The organism is Nocardia jejuensis NBRC 103114, from assembly GCF_001613145.1.
In the GTDB taxonomy this organism is placed as follows: Bacteria; Actinomycetota; Actinomycetes; order Mycobacteriales; family Mycobacteriaceae; genus Nocardia; species Nocardia jejuensis.
In genome coordinates this window covers 183,210-200,663 of the sequence record NZ_BDBU01000019.1, presented here as the reverse complement: position 1 = coordinate 200,663, position 17,454 = coordinate 183,210, and the positions used below count along the sequence as shown (strand labels likewise).

Below are 17,454 nucleotides of genomic sequence, written 5' to 3'. Positions count from 1 at the left end.
ACACCCGGCGGCAAGTCGAGATACCGCCACCGTTCAGGTTGCCTTGCTACGCAAGTGGATCTTGGGGTCAGCCCGCGGTGGGAACGTCCGATGGCGTGATCGGCTGATTCCTAGCCCCCCACCGCGTCGCCAGCGTGTTGGTGGGCTCGCACGATCGTGGAGTCGAGTGACACGACCCAGTCCAGTTGCCGGTGTGTCGTACCAGTTCAGCCGCGCGATCGGCACTGATTCCAGGTGCCGTCGGTGGGGCAGCGGCGAGGCGATTGTCGGCAAAGTTGCGGCCCACGCGCCGCTGGCATTCGGGCAGTAGCAGCTCCAGCAGTTTCCGCTGCTTGTCGGTCAGCACCTGGGGTCGATCACCGATCACAGCCGCCACGGCCGTCTTGATGCCTGATCGACCCCGAGATCTGGGCCGATCAGCTCACAATCCTAGGCGACAGGACCTGGTCAACTCTCGGCCATCACGCCAATAGTGTTGGGAGTCAGTGCAACCGCCGACAAGAGGCATCCATACTCTCAGATGCTTCGGATAGGCCATCCCGTCGCCTTTTCGCGTTGGTACCGGCGCTTCTTCTCGGCAGTGGGAAGCCCCCGAGGGGGTGGGCCTCAGGTAAGGCTACGTTGAGGCTCGATTCGGCCTCGGTTTGCTGGTCCTGCACGTAGTACCGGCGCGGCCTTGCACAACTGCACAGAAGGAAGGCCATGACCGCGTGAATGAGCTCGACCCCATTGTTATCAGCGGATTCGCATTGGAAGCGCCGGGCAACGTCACAAGCGCATCGGAGTTTTGGACTGCCTTGCGGGATCGGCGTGATCTGATGGAACCGTTTCCACGTGACCGCGGATGGGGGCTCGAACTTCTGGATCCCGTTCCTGTTGAACTAGATTTGGAACGTGTACCCGATGCGGGTGGGTTTCTGGCCGACGCTACGCGATTCGATCCGGATTTCTTCGGCATCTCGGTCGACGAGGCCGCCGCCATGGATCCACAGCACTGGGCCGCGCTTCGGGTGGCATGGCAGGCGCTCGAGAACGCCGGCGTCGATCCTGGGCGGCTCGTGGGTGAGAATGTCGGCTGCTATATAGGGATTTCGTTTACAGGGCACGCTCCGCGGTCGGCGAGGATCGACAGACTCGTCGGGTATCGGGCTGCGGGTATGGCGCTTGGTGGTGCGTCTGGACGTATATCGCAGTGTTTGGGCATTGTCGGGCCTTCCTTGAGTATCGACACTGCGTGTGTTTCCTCGCTCAACGCTCTTCAGACTGCGGTAGGTGCGGTACGGTCCGGCGAGTGCGAGTGGGCGTTGGCCGGAGCGGTATGCGTGATGAATTCGCCGATGGCCTACTACTCGTTCTCGCGTCTGCGCGCGTTGTCCGAGGATGGTCATTGCAAGTCCTACTCGAGCGAGGCAACGGGAACTGTGTTGGGTGAGGCAGCCGGTGTCCTGGTCGTCGAGCACGAATCGCGGGCTCGACAGATGGGACGCCGGGTCTATGCCAGAATCCTTGGCATCGGCAGTACTCACAACGGCAAGTCACGACTGATCAGTGCACCGAGTGCACAGGCCCAGGCACGTTTGATGAGAAAGACCTTGCAGGTCGCGGGTGTCTCCGCGGATCAGGTCGGTTTGATCGAGGGCCACGGCACCGCGAAGTGTGCGGATGACAGGGCCGAACTGCTGGCGTTGAATGAAGTGTACGGCCTGGCGAATGGTGGCCGACACAGGACGGCGGTGGGTTCGGTCAAGTCGAACATCGGGCATTCGCAAGCGGCTGGGGGTGTGATGGGCATGATCAAGGTCTTGCTGTGTGGTGTGCACGGGCAGATCGCACCAGGGTTGTGCACCGAGAACCCTTCGTACGATATCGATTGGGAGACAACGTCATTAGCGCTAGCTCAGGGTCTGGAGTCGTGGCCGGTTTGCGATGATGGGATGCGTTACGCTGCTGTGTCGTCGTTCAGTGTGACCGGCAGCAATGCACATGTCCTGCTCGGGCTTCCCGAGCAGCGTTGATGTGTTTGCTCGACCAGGCTGTCGGGCCGGTAACAGTGGACAGACCGTCGATCCGATCAAGCGGTTGTCAGGACGTGACCGGACCCCGCGTATAAATCCGCGGCGGTCGCCGATCCGAGATGTTCCTGGGCAATCCACGCCCACTTGTTGCCGTCCGTGGTGGCGTCACGGTCCTCGATCGGACCGTTGAAGGTGCTGGTGTGCGCGACCTGTAACCGGCGGTCGAGCCCTGTCACAGTGACTTGCTGTGAGACGGTCGCGAGTCCGTCACCGCAGGTCCGCACCGTGACGTCGTGGTCGAGACTGATCGTGACACGCACGGCAATCTCGCGAACGGTCGCCTCGCGCGATCAGGGGGCAGACGTCACCGGCAACCTACGGCGGAGCAGCTGAACGGTCATCCCATCGATCAGAGGCTCGTGGTGTGACTCGAGGGTGCGGTTTGGTCGATGGAGCCGTGCGTAGGGGTGGATGTTCGGCTCTACATGGGGTCGGTAGCCCACTTGTAGATATGGCTGAAAACGAGGTGTGTTTGCAGTTGCGTCACTTCGCGTCTGGAGGTGAAGCATTCGAGCAGTACCTGTTTCAGGTGGGTCGCGTCCCGCACGGCGACCTGTACCAGGAAGTCGTCCGGGCCGGCGACATGTGATAGAGCGATGGTTTCCGGCAGTTGCAGGGTGTAGGTGATGAAGGGATCGACTATCTCGCGGGTGTGAGGACGGATTCGGATCGTGATGAAGGCCAGCAGTGGTCGTCCCAGCGCGCCTGGGTCGGCATCGGCGTGAAATCCCCTCAGTACCCCGCGTTGTCGCAGGATCCGTACGCGTTCGAGACACGTCGACGGTGCAAGGTTCACTTTCGCGGCGAGGTTCTTGTTGGAGATTCGTGCATCGTTCTGCAACTCCCGCACGATGGCGAGATCTACCGAATCCAGCACGTTTTAGCTCCTTCCTCGCCGAATTGTATTCGGCGGATGAACTACACGCCGGTGTTGTGCGCGAAGCTGCGTGCTATGAACATCGAGACGTTGTCAGTTCACGCCGGACGCGACGAGTTCGAGGGGCTGGGCGTTCATGCCCCGCCGTTGGACTTGTCGACGACCTATCCGATTCGTGACATGTGCGCGGGTGGTGATGCGCTGCAGGGATTCGCCGAGGGTGCGGCGACCTCGCCGTCGCCGGTGTATTCGCGACTGCACAATCCGACGGTCGCGCGCTTCGAGCGGGCTTTGGCTCAGCTCGAAGGTGCTGCTGCGGCGGTCGCGTTCTCGTCCGGGATGGCGGCGATCACGGCGGTGGTGCAGGTGGCGTGCGCGAGGAAACGGCATGTGGTGGCGGTGCGTCCTGTCTATGGTGGTACCGACCATCTGCTCTCTTGCGGACTGCTTGATGTCGAGGTCACGTGGGTCGAACAGGACAGTGTCGCAGCGGGGTTGCGTTCGGACACAGGCCTGGTGTTCATCGAATCGCCCGGCAACCCGACACTGACCATGGTCGATATCGATGCGGTCGTCATGCAGGCCGCCGATGTTCCGGTCGCTGTGGACAACACGTTCGCCACGCCGATCCTGCAGAATCCGTTCAACCTTGGTGCGGCGTTTGTGATCCATTCCGCGACAAAGTATCTCGGTGGGCACGGTGATGTGCTTGCCGGTGTGGTGGCGTGTTCGCAGCCGTGGGCGGCACGGTTGCGGCAATTGCGTATCCTCACAGGCGGCGTGCTGCATCCGTTGGCGGGGTATCTGCTTCACCGTGGATTGCCGACTCTGCCGTTGCGGATCAGGTCGGCTCAGGCGACTGCGGCAACTCTTGCGGTGCGGCTGGCCGGGCACCAGGGAGTGTCCGTGGTGCATTATCCGGGCCTTCCTGGTGCTGACTCGCGCGGGTTGATCGGGCGCCAGATGCGTGGACCTGGTGCGATGATCGCGTTCGAAACCGTCGGTGATCCGTCATCGGTGGTGAAAGCACTCGGACTCATCACCGCGGCGGTGTCGCTGGGATCGGTCGACACTCTGATCGAGCACCCGGCGGCGTTGACGCATCGGTTGGTCGAGGAGCACGGGAAGAGTGCAGGGGGTATTACGCCGCATCTGTTACGCCTGTCGATCGGGCTGGAGAGCGTCGAAGACTTGTGGGACGACCTCGACAAGGCTCTTTCTGAGAGTGTGGCCATACATCCTGGCGCGGTATAGAAGTCGCGCTTGGGCACACTCGTTCAATCCTGACCGGGTGTGCTTCGGATACCGAGGGTCGCCGCCGACTCTGTGGCAACCAGATCCAGCCGGCATGCGATCCCCTCGTCACACAGTACCCCGGTGGCACTGAATCTATTTGCAGCCATGGAAGTAGAAATGTAAGGTTTCCGAAATCGGTGGGAATTTTTTGTCCGCGACGACAGCATTATAATACTGCGCGGACATCAGGAGTTTTACTTCCATTCGGTATGTTATGTATCGTGCGTCGATTTCAGCTTTTCAGCAATTTTCTTCATCCCGTCGTCCACCTGAGAGGAGGTGAGGCGCAGACATTTTAGTCCGCGTCTTGCGTCGTCAAAGGCCAGGGCAAGCGATACGGGGTGAGCGACGGGAGCGGCCTCGTCATGGAAAGGGGTCTTCAGCTTGTTCATGGTGCTATCCAGTTGCTTGCGACCATCGTCGTATGTCTTCTGCGCAAACTCGAGAGTTTGCGCCCAACCGTACAAGGCTTCGGAAACCGTCCTGAGTGTGTCATCGAGGTGCGATGCTCTGGCAGATAGTGCGTCCACCGCTCGACTGTATCTTTGCGCGGCGCTCCCGTGCCAGACTGAAGGTATTTCCGCGGAAGTCAGGCCCTTCATCTGACCAATGGCGTTCTGAACTGGTTCGGCGCGAATTCCATACGACTGCGCCCAGTCACGAATTGAATCCGGCTCTCCCGGAGGCTTCTGAAATCTGTATGCGAGCTGAATGATAGATTTGAGGCCCTCCTCGGAGCAGTTATCGCCCGCAGACCACACCAGTTGATCCATCTGGTCAATCAGCGACTGCAAAAATGTTGTATTCCCGGAGTTCCAACTTGTACTGTTGTCGATTACCAAACTCATAGGGTTCTCGTTCTTGGGGTGCGAGACGAACCGCTAGTCACCGAAACTAGTCATGTCCGTCGGGGAATTTTTTTGCGCTAGCTGAATCCAGTTGATGATAACTGTCCACAGTATATTTCATGGCACTGTTCAATCTGGTCCCGTCGTCGATCCAGGCTGCTATCTGATTGTTCAGTTCTATCGTATTTTCCCTCAAATATATTGTAACCTCACCGAGTGCGGTAGCCTCGTACGGCGGCCTCGGATCCGTTGCATACTTCATAGAATCGAGTGCCCAAGAGAATTGCTTGATGGCCTTTGGCAAGTTATTCTCGTCGACCCACAGAGCGGCGTCATTTTCGGTTCCTGTATCCCTGTTGTCATCAGGATTGTGTGACATGAAACAGTCTTTGCCTTCTCGGACTTGGCATCGCGATCGACGGTCGAATACGTCCGATCAGCTTATGCAATTGATCGATCTCCTGCCATGGAATGTTGGGTGGACGTCGTGGTTGTTTAGGACGTATCGAACGCATTGACACGGCGCGACTCCACTGGTTGGCACCTAATGAAGATCCTGGTTGGCCGTCGATTTCGGTCTGCTGACTTCTGGTGAGGTTGTGACGTTTTTCGTAGGGATATGCGCGGAAGGTTCATCGCCGGCTGGATCTGGGCGTTCAACGTCGGGTGCAGCCGCTTCGAGTTTGTGATGAAGGTAGTCGCTATCCCAAAATTGATGGTAGCTGTCGTCGAGGAGCCCGATACGGGCGGCTTCGTCGCGACCGATGAGTCGCAGTGCACCGGCTGCGGTTTCCGCGGCGCCGAATTCGCCCAAATCGGTCGTGCCGCGGAATTGTTGGTGCGGGCTGTAGTAGATTTCCGGTTCAGCGGGGAACTGGGCCAGTTGCGCATCGGCATGTCCGATTATCGGCCATGTGCCGGCGGCGATGGCCCGGCCGTCGGTGTATACGACGCCGGCGGGGATATTGTCGTTGCGTGGATGTGGGTGGGGTGTGGTTCCCTCGAACAGCCCCAGGCCCAGACCGAATCGGTTGTTGGTGATCACGATCGCGATCGCGAATCCGCCGCGCACGGGTATGGCGAGCAGGTCGCCGTTCGTGGCGCGGGCGACAGGTCTCTTGGCGCGGGCACTGATGCTGCGCACGTCGGTTCCGGCGATATCCAACAGGAGGTGGTCATGAGGGCGGAGAAGTTGCAGCAGTGCCACTGCTATGTCGGCGAGTGTCGCGGTGCGACGGTGAGTGCAGGCAACGCTCTCGATGATCAAGCGGGTGAGATCGTCTGCGGCGCAGAACGTAGCGTCGTTGAAGTCCGGTACGTGCGAGGCCGTGCTTCGGTAGGTGTGGCCGTTCGCCAGTGTGGCGGTGAATATCGCGTGTGATGCGACGCCCTCGAATTTGTCGCTGGCGTCGGGAATGGACCACGCGATCATCTCCAGGAACTCTGTCAGAGTCGGCGGTACGCCGAGGTCGTCGCGTACCGAGGTGACCATTTCGTGAAGGTGGTCAAATGCCTGTTCGCGCGCGTGGGTTGGGAGTATGTCGCTGGTCAATTGGCTCCTCCAGCGCTGCGAGGGGCTGCGTACTTCTCGTTCACGACTGGTTTACAGAATTGTGCGACGGCGGTTGTCGATGTATGCGGGGTGTTGTCCGAGCTGTGGTGGTGGGACGGACGCAACGGCTTCGGCATGTCAGGTACCGAGCCGGAGGTGTGATGGGGATCTGCCCACGGCATCACGTCAACGCCCCTGAGCAGCGGTGCGATCATGACGACAACCTACCCACTGCTCACGGTTGGGAAGTCCAGAGCGATAACGCATCTGGTGTCGTACCGAGAGATTTCGAGGTGCTGGGCTCGGTCGGATCCAACGCGATCAGCGAGGCATCTGCGAGACTGGCACCTGTCCGGTGCCGGCACGGCGCAGAGGAGATCGTTGAGTACCTTGCTGATTTCTTCGCCTCAGCGCTGGCTGATTCGGCGTCTGCCGCTCGGCCGGTGGGTGTCGCAAGGGGCAAGTCCCAGCCGGTCCGCTGGTCCAGGGTCTCCGTGGTAATCGCCGAAAATCGGGCGGCTATGAGGTAGACACCTGATCGAGGTGAGGTTAAGGCCCAGTTCGCGTGCTATCTCGAGCGTGACAACACCTCGTTGCACCCGAACTGGACGACTCAACTGTGTGAGATCTATGTGACCGTGTGGCCCTAGTTCTTCCTGGACGGGGCGCCTCACCTGTTGATGAGCTGCGCGGCAGGCTCTGCCAAGATGTGGGTGGACCGCGAGAGCGTCCGGTGTGCGATGGATGTGATTCCGGAGGACTTGGTGGTCGCGTTCGGTGCGAGGCTGGCTGTCGGTAACGAGTAGTTCTGCGTCCTGAAACTGAGCGGGCGACATCTGCTGGTGTCGATGACCGAACCGTACAGGGTTCTGCGGAAGATCGACTGACAGTAGCGATCCGAGGCTGGCCGAACACGACTTTGGCTCCAGCTCGGTGAAACCACAGGATCGTTCGTTATCCAGTTTGCCGTGGCCGATCACCTCATACTCAGCTACCTGCAGTGCTCCACATCGCGGGCACTCATCATCTCGACACGGCGGTTTGTGGGGCTCGGATCAGCAGTGTTCGTACTGACGCACGTAGGGCTGAGATTCCGGGGAGACGTTGTGCCTTGATGTCTGGCAGCCGCCGACCACAACCTCGAAAAACGGGCCCATGGAGTACGCAGGGCCGTTGGGTGTGTGGATCGTGTAGTCGACCACGGTGCCGGAGCCAGCCAGGTAGGGGAGATGCAGTTCGGCGAGTTGGGTGATCTGCGCGGCACTGAATTCCGTACCCACGGCGGGAAATACGGTGACGTCCAGTGTGCGGCCTTCGGAGGGCGGGTCGTAGACCGACACCTGAACGAAGAACGGGACAGGTTGATCAGTCAGGAACCACTGCCACAGATCGAGTTCCTCATTGGACGGGAAGCGGGGGGTGGGCTGTTGGTGGGGGACGAGGCGATCGTGGGACCATGGATAGGATCCGGGGCTCCGTTCCGAGTGATTGGTGAACCCGCGCTCGCGCTCATGAACGGCGGATACGGTCCACTGATTGGAGGCCAGTTCGGGGAAGTCGTGGATGATTCGGCGCATCGCTGCGGTGGCGTGGTGAGGTTCGCGCTCGGAGCCTGCTCGGACGTCGATGGAGTTGGTTACGCGGCTCGCGTCGCCGCCTTTGGAGTCCCAGTGCACTTCAGTGCGGACGGCCCATAGTCGTGCCCACGCGTGTGCGGCGATCGCTTCAGTGCTCACGTCACGACCGAGAAGCCAGTACGCGGTATAGGAGTCCGCCATTCGATCGATGGTGAGCTGTATCGGATCCTCGTGGAAACGCTGCGGAAGCTGTTGAGCACCCATAACACTCACCACGGACGCGGCCTCGGCCGGTGTGGCATCGTCCCTGAGCCGCACATCGAGATTGGCGGTGAAGTGTTTGCCCTTGTAGTGCTCGAACCGGTGTGACGCGTCGGTCACCCCGGGAAGCGCTCGGATGGCAGTCTCGATCTTGCGTGACCAATTGTCGTGATCGGCCTGGGCGCGATCGTGATCGAAATAGCCACATCCGGTCACCAGGACTGCCGTTATCGTCAGTACGACCATCAGGGTGGTGTAACGAAGAACGGGTGCCAGATGTGTTCTGGTGTTGGACTCGCGTACGGAGTCTGCGGGAGGCACTAGCGGCCTACCGAGGAAACTCGCTCGATGCCGGGGTGGAGGCTGAACCGTCGACGTCCGAAGTCCCACCAGCGGTAGATGGGCCATTGGATCGTGTGTGTCAGCCATGCCAGCGTGACAACGACTCGATCGACCAGGCGAGGCTCGATTCCGTGGTCGCGTAGGGTGCGCAGGCCGATCATTTGGAATTGCCATTGTCGAGTTGGGCTGGTGCGTCGACGTCGAGCCGACGTCTGGGCGCGCATTGTCGTGAGCTGTTCGATTCGAAGGTGTCTTTCGAGCAGGCACAATGCCAGATCGAGATCTTCGGCCACATCGGCGCGGTGTTGGGTGTGTTCACGAACTTGGAGCCAGGCCGTGCGACGGAGCGCCATGTTCGGTCCGTACATGTTGCCGACGGGTCCCCCGAGCTGTCGTGTTCGGATCATCAGCCGTTGGCCCCATCTCAGAAGGAAGCCGACGGGCGAGTCATGGTAGGTGCAGAGCCCTGTGACGGCGGCGGTGTCGGGGTTTTCCGCCAGAAAACCGAGAATGGTGGCGCCCCATTCATCGGAAACTACAGTGTCTGCATCGGTCCGCGCGATAATGTCGCCGCGGGCCTTGTCGAAGCCTGCGTTTCGGGCGAAGGTAATCCCTCTCACTGGTTCGTGCAGGAGCACTACCTTCGGGTGTCGGATGGCGAATTCCTGCACGACGTGGGCTGTGTCGTCATCGCTTCCGTTATCGACCACGATCACTTCCTCGATCTTGGCCTGCGCTACTAGTTGGCGCAGGGTGGGCTCGATGGAAGCTGATTCGTTGAGAACTGGAACGACAACTGTCAGAGCAGGTTGGCTGGTCATCGACTACATCCACCTCGGATTTTGGGACACGGCGTGCATACCGCAGATGCACGGTAGGGCAGATTCCCAGGTCGTGAATGCTCAACTGTTCCCGTTGTCAGGAAGCCCGACGGCTGAGAACTCACTCGGTGTCAAACCCGAAGCCGCCGGGGTGAAGCGCAGTCCCACGTCGCGCATATAGCTGGGGCGAGGAATCCGGTCGATACACCACCCCTCGGTATCGTGATTCGTTCCCTGTTGCGGTGCGCACCGGGTTCTGGGGTTCTAGAAAACTGCCTGCTCGCGCAGTTTCTTCGCACAGCGTCGCGCTGCCCGTCCGCTTCAGCACACCTGAGGAGGTTGCATCGGCATGCTCTGTCGGGGTCCAGAGGTGGGTGTAGGGCCACCTCGCCGAGTATCCGACACCCCGGAAGCCCATCAGCGCCTCTCGCACCCGGGATCGGGCACGAGCTAATCGACCACGGCACCGGGCACATGTAGCGATGCCCGCGCCGGCACTCCGCGAGCGTCGTTAGGCGTGGTGGGCGAGGCCGAGGTGACCAGCTCGCCGGGTTGTATGGTTTTGCCCTCGATCATGCAGATCGGGAGGTGCTCGCGCGGTTGCCGATCGGGGGCGAACAACGCTACGGCGAAATTCCGGAGTACAGGGAATCGGGGTAGTGCCTCGAAGGGGGAAGCATTCGAATGCTTTCGCCGCCGTAGAACGTCGGTGCGTGGCGAGCACACTCGGCGGTCTTCGTGTGATCGGACGTTCAGACATGGATGCACGGTGAGGATGTTCGGACCGGGTGTCGTTGCCTTCTTTGTCGCGCTGTTCGGCGTCGATTCTGGAGTTCAACCCGCCTGGTCAAGGGTCGGCACGCGGGCATACCGGTCGCTGGGGGATGTCGGGGGAGACCCATTCTCGCCATTCTTCTGCGCTCATGGGTTGTGTGAGTGTGGCGCACAGGCTTGTGGTGTCCGGCGCTGGGAACGGCAGGAGGGAGATGCCGCCGGTGGAGAGCACGGTGATCGATCGGCGGGTGTGGTCGAAGCCGAAACCGCCTGCTGTGCCGAGGTTTTGGTCTGCGCTGATGGTGCCGATTTGTTGTGCGTCTGTGCTCCAGATCCGTATGGCGCCGTTGGTGTCTCCTGCGAGGATCCATCGTCCGTCAGGACTGATCGCGAGGCTGTAGACAGCGGCGCTGAGGCCGGTGAGGATCTGAGGGTTGTGGGATGCCTTGGTGTCCCACAACCGGACCACTCCTGCCGCGTCGCCGGCGGCGATCCATCGTCCATCGTTGCTGATGGCTACTTGATAGACATCGGCATTGCCGGTGCCGCGGAGGGTTCGTGGGTTTCCGGCGGTGTGAGTGTCCCATAGGCGGACCGCTCCGGTGTGGTAATGCCCTGCTACGACCCATTGGCCGTCGGGGGTGATGCCCACCGCGCTGACTGCCGAGTTGTCTTGCCCCTGTAAGGTTTTCGGTTCGTCGGTGGTTCGAAGGTCCCACACTCGTACGGTGTCCGGGATGTCTCCGGCCACTGCCCATCGTCCGTCGCTGCTTGTCGACAGGCCGCTGGCGAAAGGGTAGTGGAAATCGATCAGTGTGCGCGGTGGGGCTTGGGTGTGCGCGTTCCACAGGCGAACTGCGCCGGTGTTTGCGGTGTCGCCTATGACGACTTGCCCGTCGTTGTTGATCGCGATGAGCGCCAGAGACCCGCTGGTGCCGGGAAAGGCCTGCAGCGGGGTGGGTGATTGCCGGTCCAAGACCCCTATCTGGCCGGTGTTGTCGCTGAGGGCGATCCAGCGACCATCGGGGCTGATTGCCATAGCGTAGGTCTCGGCTAATCCGAGATCAGGTAGTGCCTGAGGTTGGGGTTGCGCTAGGTCCCAGGTTCGTATAGCGCCGTCGATGTCGCAGACGACCACATGTTGTGCGTCGGGACTGATTTGTGTACAGAGTGTCGGCGCATTACCACTGCCGGAAAGTACGCGGGGCCCGGTGGCGGTTCTCACGTCCCACACTCGGACCCAGCCGAGTTCGTCTCCGGTGGCGACTTGCCGGCCGTCGGAGCTGATGGCTATTGCACGCACACGCCAGTTGCCGGCCCCGGGAAGCGGTCGGGGTTCAGGGTCGCCTGTGGTGTCCCATATGGTGACTGATCCAGTCAGGGTTGCAGCGGCGATCCATCGCCCGTCGGGGCTGATGGCAACGCCGTCGAGGCCTGATTGATCGGCTCCTGGCAGCATGCGTGGTGAGTTCGTGGTGGGTCCGTTCCACACTCGGACCGCTCCCGCGGAGTCGGTTGCGGTGATCCAGTGTCCGTCGGGGCTGATGGCGACGCCGTTGACCGATGTGTTGCCTGTGCCGGCCAGAGACAGGGGCCCCTCGGATGTTCGGGTGTCCCAGACCCGTACCGCTCCTCTGACGTCACCGGCGGCGACCCATCGCCCGTCGGGGCTGATGCTCACACTGACGACAGCGTCGTGGGCTGTGCCGATCAGTGGGCGGGGGTCGGTGGCTGTGTGGGTGTCCCACACTCGAACCGTACCGGTGTAGTCGCCGAGGACTCTCCACCGTGTGTCGACGGTGACTGTTTGGCTCGCGATGCCGTCGAGCCTGGCCAGAGCGGTGACCTGGCTTGTGTGGATATGTGCGCCCAGTAGCGCCAGGGTGGTCGTTTCCGGTGCCAGGGCGTGCGCGGCGAGCGTTTCCAGCACGGCGCGGCGAGTGTCGCGGCCCCGGCCGAACAGTTGTTGTGCATCTTGCACGAGATGGGTTGCGACAGTGGTGTAGAGCAGCGCAGTGGCCTGCTGCTGCGCCGCACGCGCACGGACGAAGTAGAAGCCCGCGGTGATCGCGACGAGGACGGCGGCGGTGGTGAGCGCGATCAGGATTCGAGCGCGGACGCGTAATGCCGCGGAGTGTGCTTTCTCGATGTGGAGTTCTCGGGTGCGGCGGGTGTGCTCTGCGTGCTGTTCGCGGGCTCGTAGCTGTCGGGAGGCGTCGAGGAATTCGCGTGCGATGGTGCCGAGCGGGTGATTTTCGGCGAACCGTTCGGCGATCACCAGTGCGTCGTCGCGGTAGAGGTAGGAGGAGTTGCGAGCCGATGGTGCCGAAGCCCATTTTTCAGCATCTGCGATGAGGTTATCGCGAGTGGCCGAGCCTTCCTTGTGTTCGGAGATCCAGCCTGCGAGTGTTCCCCATTCGCGTATGAGTGCATCGTGCACCAGGCGAGCCAGGTGGGTGTCGTCGTCGATGACCACGAGTCGGGCATCGCGCAGTGCTGTGAGTGCCTGAGCCGATGCTGAGCGTTGTTCGTCGCTGGCTCCGACGACGAGATTGTCGATGGTCACTGCTTGTCGGACGGGGCCGCTTGTAGCGCGGAACTGGACCAATGCGATCAGTATGCGTTTGGCTGCTGTGAGCACGTGTGGTTTGTCGGCCAGTTCCTGATAGATCTGGTCGGCTTTTTGGGCGATCGCGCCACCGACACCTCCTGCGGCGGTGTAGCCGTCGTGGGTCAGAACGGATCCGAGCCGGTTGTGCCAGGTTTGGGTGAGTGCGCACGAGAGCATCGGCAGGCTGGCTGATGACAATCGTGTGCCTTCGCGTAGGTCGTTGATGATCTGATCTGCCAATCGAGCTTCGATCGCCATTCCGGCCGCGTCGGTGGGTCCTGTGATCACCTCTCGCAGTTCGGGTTCCGACATCGGTGGCAGGTTCAATTGGCGTTGGGGCGACAGTGCCTGGCCAAGGATGGGATCTTCGAGATAGGCGCCGTAGAAATCGGCGCGTGAGCACAGCAGCACCAGTGCTGGGCCGTCGGCGAGAGCGATGAGTGCTCGTATGAACAGCGCTCGATCGTCCTTGTCGACGCGATCGCTGAAGAGTTCCTCGAACTGGTCGATCACCAACACGATGTGCTCTGGAGTGGGATGCTCGCGCATCGCTCGTGTGAGGGCGGAGTCGAACTGGTCAGGGCACGAGCGCAGTTGGTCGTCGAGGTCGCGGGCCGGGGACAGGTGTGTGGCCAGAGTGGTGGTGAGTGTTTCGATGGGGTTGGTGCCTGGGGTCATGGTGAACTGCGGCCAGAGGTTCGAGCGAGGGACGCTCAATGCGCCGGCGGCAATGGCAGGTAGCAGGCCCGCGTGCACCGCTGAGGTCTTGCCCACGCCGGAGGCGCCCGCAAGGGTGATCAGCCCTGAGCTCACGGCCAGTTCGGAGATGGTGGTGAGGGCCGAGGTGAGGAATGCGTCGCGTCCGAACAGTTGGGCGGTGGTCGTGGCGTAGATCGGGGCGAGGTCTGTCCATGGACAGGGGCCGTCGTATTCGATGTCGGCCAGGTCGGTCAGGTGAGCCAGTCGGGTGGTGGGCTCCGGGCCTTGAAGGTTCGAGGCGAGAATCAGGTAGCCGATGTTTCCGGTCGTTGCCTGGATCGGGATCGGCGCGGGGTCACCACGTTTGGTTGCTCGCCCGTCGAGCAGTCGTTGCATCAGGTGCGGTATGTCGCAAACGCGGATCCATCGTGCAGCGTGCGTGCTGCCTTTGGTCAGCAGGTCCAGAAAAGCCAGGGTGAATACGGTGCCCTGGTTGTCGGGTGCTGCGTGAGCTTCTCGGTACGCGGCGGCGAGGATGAACATCCCGCGACCGCGTGCGCGCAGGTCGAAGTCTTTGACCAGGGAGGAGGATTGGGCACGGCCGGAGTTGCAACAGTCCAGAAGCACCAGGAGGCGAGGTCCTCCGTGGTCGGTGCTGATTCGTTGGATCTCGGTGACGGGCCAGGCTTTGCCTCGCTGATTGTTCGGGCCTGTGGTCATTTGGGTGCCGAGCATCAATGTGAGGTCGTCGTTGAAGACGCCGTGCCCGATGTAGTAGAAGACGAGAGTGTCGGTCGCTTGCTGTGCCGCGGTTGTGAACGCGATCGCGATGGCGTCCGGGTTGGCGGGGTTCTCGAGCAGTTCGATGTTGGCGGGGTCGACACCGCAGCGGGTGGCCAAGGCCTGCGCGAGTCGCCGGGCGATCGCGAGTACGCCCCCTATCGTCGCTAATTCGCCCTGGGGGTAGTCCTCGGTCGCGACGATCAGGACCCGAGTTCCTGACCCGGTGAGAGTCAGGCGCGGTGGTGTGGGGTCATTCGGCATCGGAGCCGGGTCGATCAACGGAGTCGTTGACGAGTTTCTCGATCGATCGGGTGACGAAGGTGGCGAGCTCGTCGTAGGTGATGGATCTTCCTGATTCGATGTTCAGGTCCACCGAGCGACCGGTGGCTGTGTCGGTGAGGTGGATGTCGAGGTTGGTGTGTTCTCGATGCAACCATGCTGTCAGGACCGTTGCGGTGGCTCGTGCGGCGACCGTTATCGCTCCGCCGGTGCCCAAGGCCACGATGACCATGTCGGTGGCGGTGCCGAGCGTCCCTTCGGCGGGCGGCGCTGAGAGGATGGAAATCTTCTCGTGTAGTGCTTCGTCCTCGATCAACTCGGTGCGCAGAGCCCGTAGCTTTTCAGCCGGGTCGATCGGTTCGATGGCGTCGATTTCGATAGCGAGATCCACACGCCCCTCCTGGTTTTCGTTTCCCGCCGCGATTCTGTCATGGAATTCCACTGCAGCGCTGGGGTTCACCGGGCAACGGAGATCTCTGTGGGCGCAACCGGGCAGGCGTCGGCGTTGAGCACCTCCCGCGAGTGATGCACCTACGCCTGATCGCATCATCGAGTTTCCGACGAGGCTGCCCGGCGCGACCGACGTAGAGCATCGGATGGGTGAACGTCGTGCGCCTACGGTGTCGGTGGGTCGTCGATTCTGTACGCGGCGCCTGAATCGACTCTTGCGCAACGGCATTGAGGGTGTTCTGCAGAGACTGCCAGTCGTGGGAATATCGTCGAAGGAGGGTCCGGCGCGTGACCTAGACTCCATCTGCCGTTCGGTGAATGCCTGGTCAGCTCGAGGGGGTGCGCATACCTCAGGACGATGACGGGCTGTCGATGATGGTGCGCGGCTTGCGTGTCGATCCGACCCATCGTCGCAAGGGCTGCGTTGTTTCGACACCGACTGTTTCTGCTCTGCGAGAGGCAGCTGTATATGCTTGTGTCACCGTTGTCCGACCTGGTCGGCGACGAGTCCGCGTTTTTCGCCGATTATTTCGGGCGTGCACCTTATCTCAACGCTGGTGCATTCGGAGAGTCCTACCGAGAGTTGCTGACCGTCGTCGATCTCGATCGGATCGTGAATTCGGAGTATCTGCGCCCGCCCTACATCCAACTCATCGAGAATTCTGAACGTGTTCCGACGAGCAAATTTACCGCGGACGTGTGGGTGAGTGGTGAGCGTGTACCCGATCATGTGGTTCCTTCCAAGGTGCTCGACTGTTTCCGGAACGGGGCGACGATAGAATGGCCGTTGATCGATCGTGATCAGCCGAGTCTTCGAATGCTCGCTGCCGGATTGTCTACGCGGTTCGGCGCGCCGGTGGATGTCACAGCGTTCTTGCGTCCAGCGGGGACCCAGGCGTGTGGGCCGTCGTGCGATCTGGTGGATTTGTTCATCATCCAGTTGCAGGGTTCCTCGTGCTGGCAACTGTGGCCTACATCAGGACGGCTCGAGACCGGGGTGACTCGTCTCGATCCGGCCGCACTCGGGGAGGCATCGGGGTCTCACTCGCTGCGGTCGGGCGATGTCATGTATCTGCCCAGGAACACTTTTCATGTGGTGGCTGCAGAGCGGTCGACGTCGTTGCATCTTGTGGTAGCGCTACGTGTTCGCCGCCGGCAGGATCTGCTTTCGGATTTGGTCGGTCTTGCGGTCGAGCGTGATCGGCAGGCGTGGGAGCTGGTGCACTCTCGCCATACCAGTCAGGACGAACTCGAGGATCAACTCACGACGGCGATAGGTTTGCTGACGCGGACGTTGGAGGCCCCGGAGACTGTCGCTGCTCTCGCGGAGGTCCTTGCCAGATCGAGTGGATCAGAAGTCCGCACGACCGGAGCGTCGTTCGCCGAGTTGGCCCGTGCAGAGAGTTGGTCGGAGAATCCTGGCACGGTCTATCCGTTTTTCGCTGATTTGCCCGACTGATCCAGCGCGCGGTTCGCGTCTAGGAACATGTCGTGCAGGGGTGAATTCCGATGCGTACTCGCTGGGGGTGAGGACGGATGCTCATCGGTGGATATTGGGGTTTGTTCGGTTCGGTTACGGTCGAGGCGGTGTCGTGCTGCCACCGAAGTGCGGCACGGCTTTCCATGCCTGGGGACGTCCTACTCTGACCCGGAATCAACCTGTTCAAGGAGTGGCCATGTCGGTAGCGGTCAGAGGTGACCATGGAATCGCTGATGATACGCGGTGGCAGGATTCGGGGTCCTGCCGTGGAATGGACTCGGCGATGTTCTTTCATCCTGATGGGGAGCGTGGTCGGGCTCGTGTTGATCGGGTGCGTCGGGCGAAACAGATTTGCCGCTCGTGTCAGGTGGTGGATCGGTGCCTGTCGTATGCGCTGGCAACGGAGCAGCCTTTTGGAATTTGGGGTGGGATGTCCGAGCAAGAGCGTCACGATCTGCTCGGGAAGAAGCCGGGCTCTGCGGCCAAGACAGTGAGCCGACATCAGCGCCGATGCGATGCGCGGCGTGGAGTGTGCTGATGTGCCGGGGCCGATGGATGGTAGAGACCCCTGTGAGTGCCGCTCCGCTGATCGGGCACAGAGTCAACCGGCTCGGGACTCACGGGCGCGGATGCCCGTGTAGCGGGATGCCAGGGTGTGTCCGTCTCGGCGGCGGTGAGAATGACGATCGTGATGCCTGGTGCTATCGATCAGGGGCCCGTGATCGCGGC

At 61.4% G+C, this 17,454-nt stretch carries 12 protein-coding genes; 4 read left to right on the top strand and 8 right to left on the bottom strand.

Annotated features, from left to right (window positions below; all coding sequences use genetic code 11):
• Positions 1–710 precede the first annotated feature (710 nt).
• The gene (locus tag NJ1_RS16125; RefSeq protein WP_067694709.1) at positions 711–2,015 is read left to right on the top strand and encodes a beta-ketoacyl [acyl carrier protein] synthase domain-containing protein; all 1,305 of its coding nucleotides are present in this window, start codon (positions 711–713) and stop codon (positions 2,013–2,015) included.
• 56 nt (positions 2,016–2,071) lie between these two features.
• Here the strand turns inward: NJ1_RS16125 and NJ1_RS16120 are convergent, their stop codons facing one another.
• Positions 2,072–2,335: a hypothetical protein gene (locus tag NJ1_RS16120; RefSeq protein ID WP_067694357.1), complete on the bottom strand. Its 264-nt coding sequence runs from the start codon at positions 2,333–2,335 to the stop codon at positions 2,072–2,074.
• A 161-nt stretch (positions 2,336–2,496) separates the two neighbouring features.
• Positions 2,497–2,952 carry an Lrp/AsnC family transcriptional regulator gene (locus tag NJ1_RS16115; protein ID WP_084478335.1) on the bottom strand — a complete coding sequence of 152 codons (456 nt, stop codon included), beginning with the start codon at positions 2,950–2,952 and terminating at the stop codon, positions 2,497–2,499.
• Positions 2,953–2,988: 36 nt separating this feature from the next.
• Here NJ1_RS16115 and NJ1_RS16110 point away from each other — a divergent pair, with 36 nt between their 5' ends.
• A complete protein-coding gene (locus NJ1_RS16110; protein ID WP_218025206.1) occupies positions 2,989–4,206 on the top strand; it encodes a trans-sulfuration enzyme family protein in 1,218 nt (405 codons plus the stop codon).
• A gap of 254 nt (positions 4,207–4,460) precedes the next feature.
• On the opposite strand, the gene NJ1_RS39125 is transcribed toward NJ1_RS16110, so the two are convergent.
• The 6 genes from NJ1_RS39125 to NJ1_RS16080 form a co-directional block, all read right to left on the bottom strand.
• On the bottom strand, positions 4,461–5,096 hold the full coding sequence (locus NJ1_RS39125) for a WXG100 family type VII secretion target (RefSeq protein ID WP_157574014.1): 636 nt from the start codon (positions 5,094–5,096) through the stop codon (positions 4,461–4,463).
• Between the two features lie 544 nt (positions 5,097–5,640).
• On the bottom strand, positions 5,641–6,648 hold the full coding sequence (locus NJ1_RS16100) for a hypothetical protein (RefSeq protein ID WP_157574013.1): 1,008 nt from the start codon (positions 6,646–6,648) through the stop codon (positions 5,641–5,643).
• A gap of 1,055 nt (positions 6,649–7,703) precedes the next feature.
• Positions 7,704–8,606: a hypothetical protein gene (locus NJ1_RS16095; protein WP_157574012.1), complete on the bottom strand. Its 903-nt coding sequence runs from the start codon at positions 8,604–8,606 to the stop codon at positions 7,704–7,706.
• A gap of 200 nt (positions 8,607–8,806) precedes the next feature.
• Positions 8,807–9,649: a glycosyltransferase family 2 protein gene (locus NJ1_RS16090; protein WP_067694346.1), complete on the bottom strand. Its 843-nt coding sequence runs from the start codon at positions 9,647–9,649 to the stop codon at positions 8,807–8,809.
• Positions 9,650–10,496: 847 nt separating this feature from the next.
• Positions 10,497–14,777 carry a WD40 repeat domain-containing protein gene (locus tag NJ1_RS16085; RefSeq protein WP_157574011.1) on the bottom strand — a complete coding sequence of 1,427 codons (4,281 nt, stop codon included), beginning with the start codon at positions 14,775–14,777 and terminating at the stop codon, positions 10,497–10,499.
• On the bottom strand, positions 14,767–15,186 hold the full coding sequence (locus NJ1_RS16080) for an effector-associated constant component EACC1 (RefSeq protein ID WP_157574010.1): 420 nt from the start codon (positions 15,184–15,186) through the stop codon (positions 14,767–14,769). Before NJ1_RS16080 ends, NJ1_RS16085 begins: the two co-directional genes overlap by 11 nt.
• Positions 15,187–15,729: 543 nt before the next feature.
• On the opposite strand from NJ1_RS16080, the gene NJ1_RS16075 reads away from it, so the two are divergent.
• On the top strand, positions 15,730–16,704 hold the full coding sequence (locus tag NJ1_RS16075; RefSeq protein WP_169813156.1) for a JmjC domain-containing protein: 975 nt from the start codon (positions 15,730–15,732) through the stop codon (positions 16,702–16,704).
• A 217-nt stretch (positions 16,705–16,921) separates the two neighbouring features.
• Positions 16,922–17,263, top strand: coding sequence for a WhiB family transcriptional regulator (locus tag NJ1_RS38125; protein WP_084478383.1), 342 nt, complete (start codon positions 16,922–16,924; stop codon positions 17,261–17,263).
• Positions 17,264–17,454 lie beyond the last annotated feature (191 nt).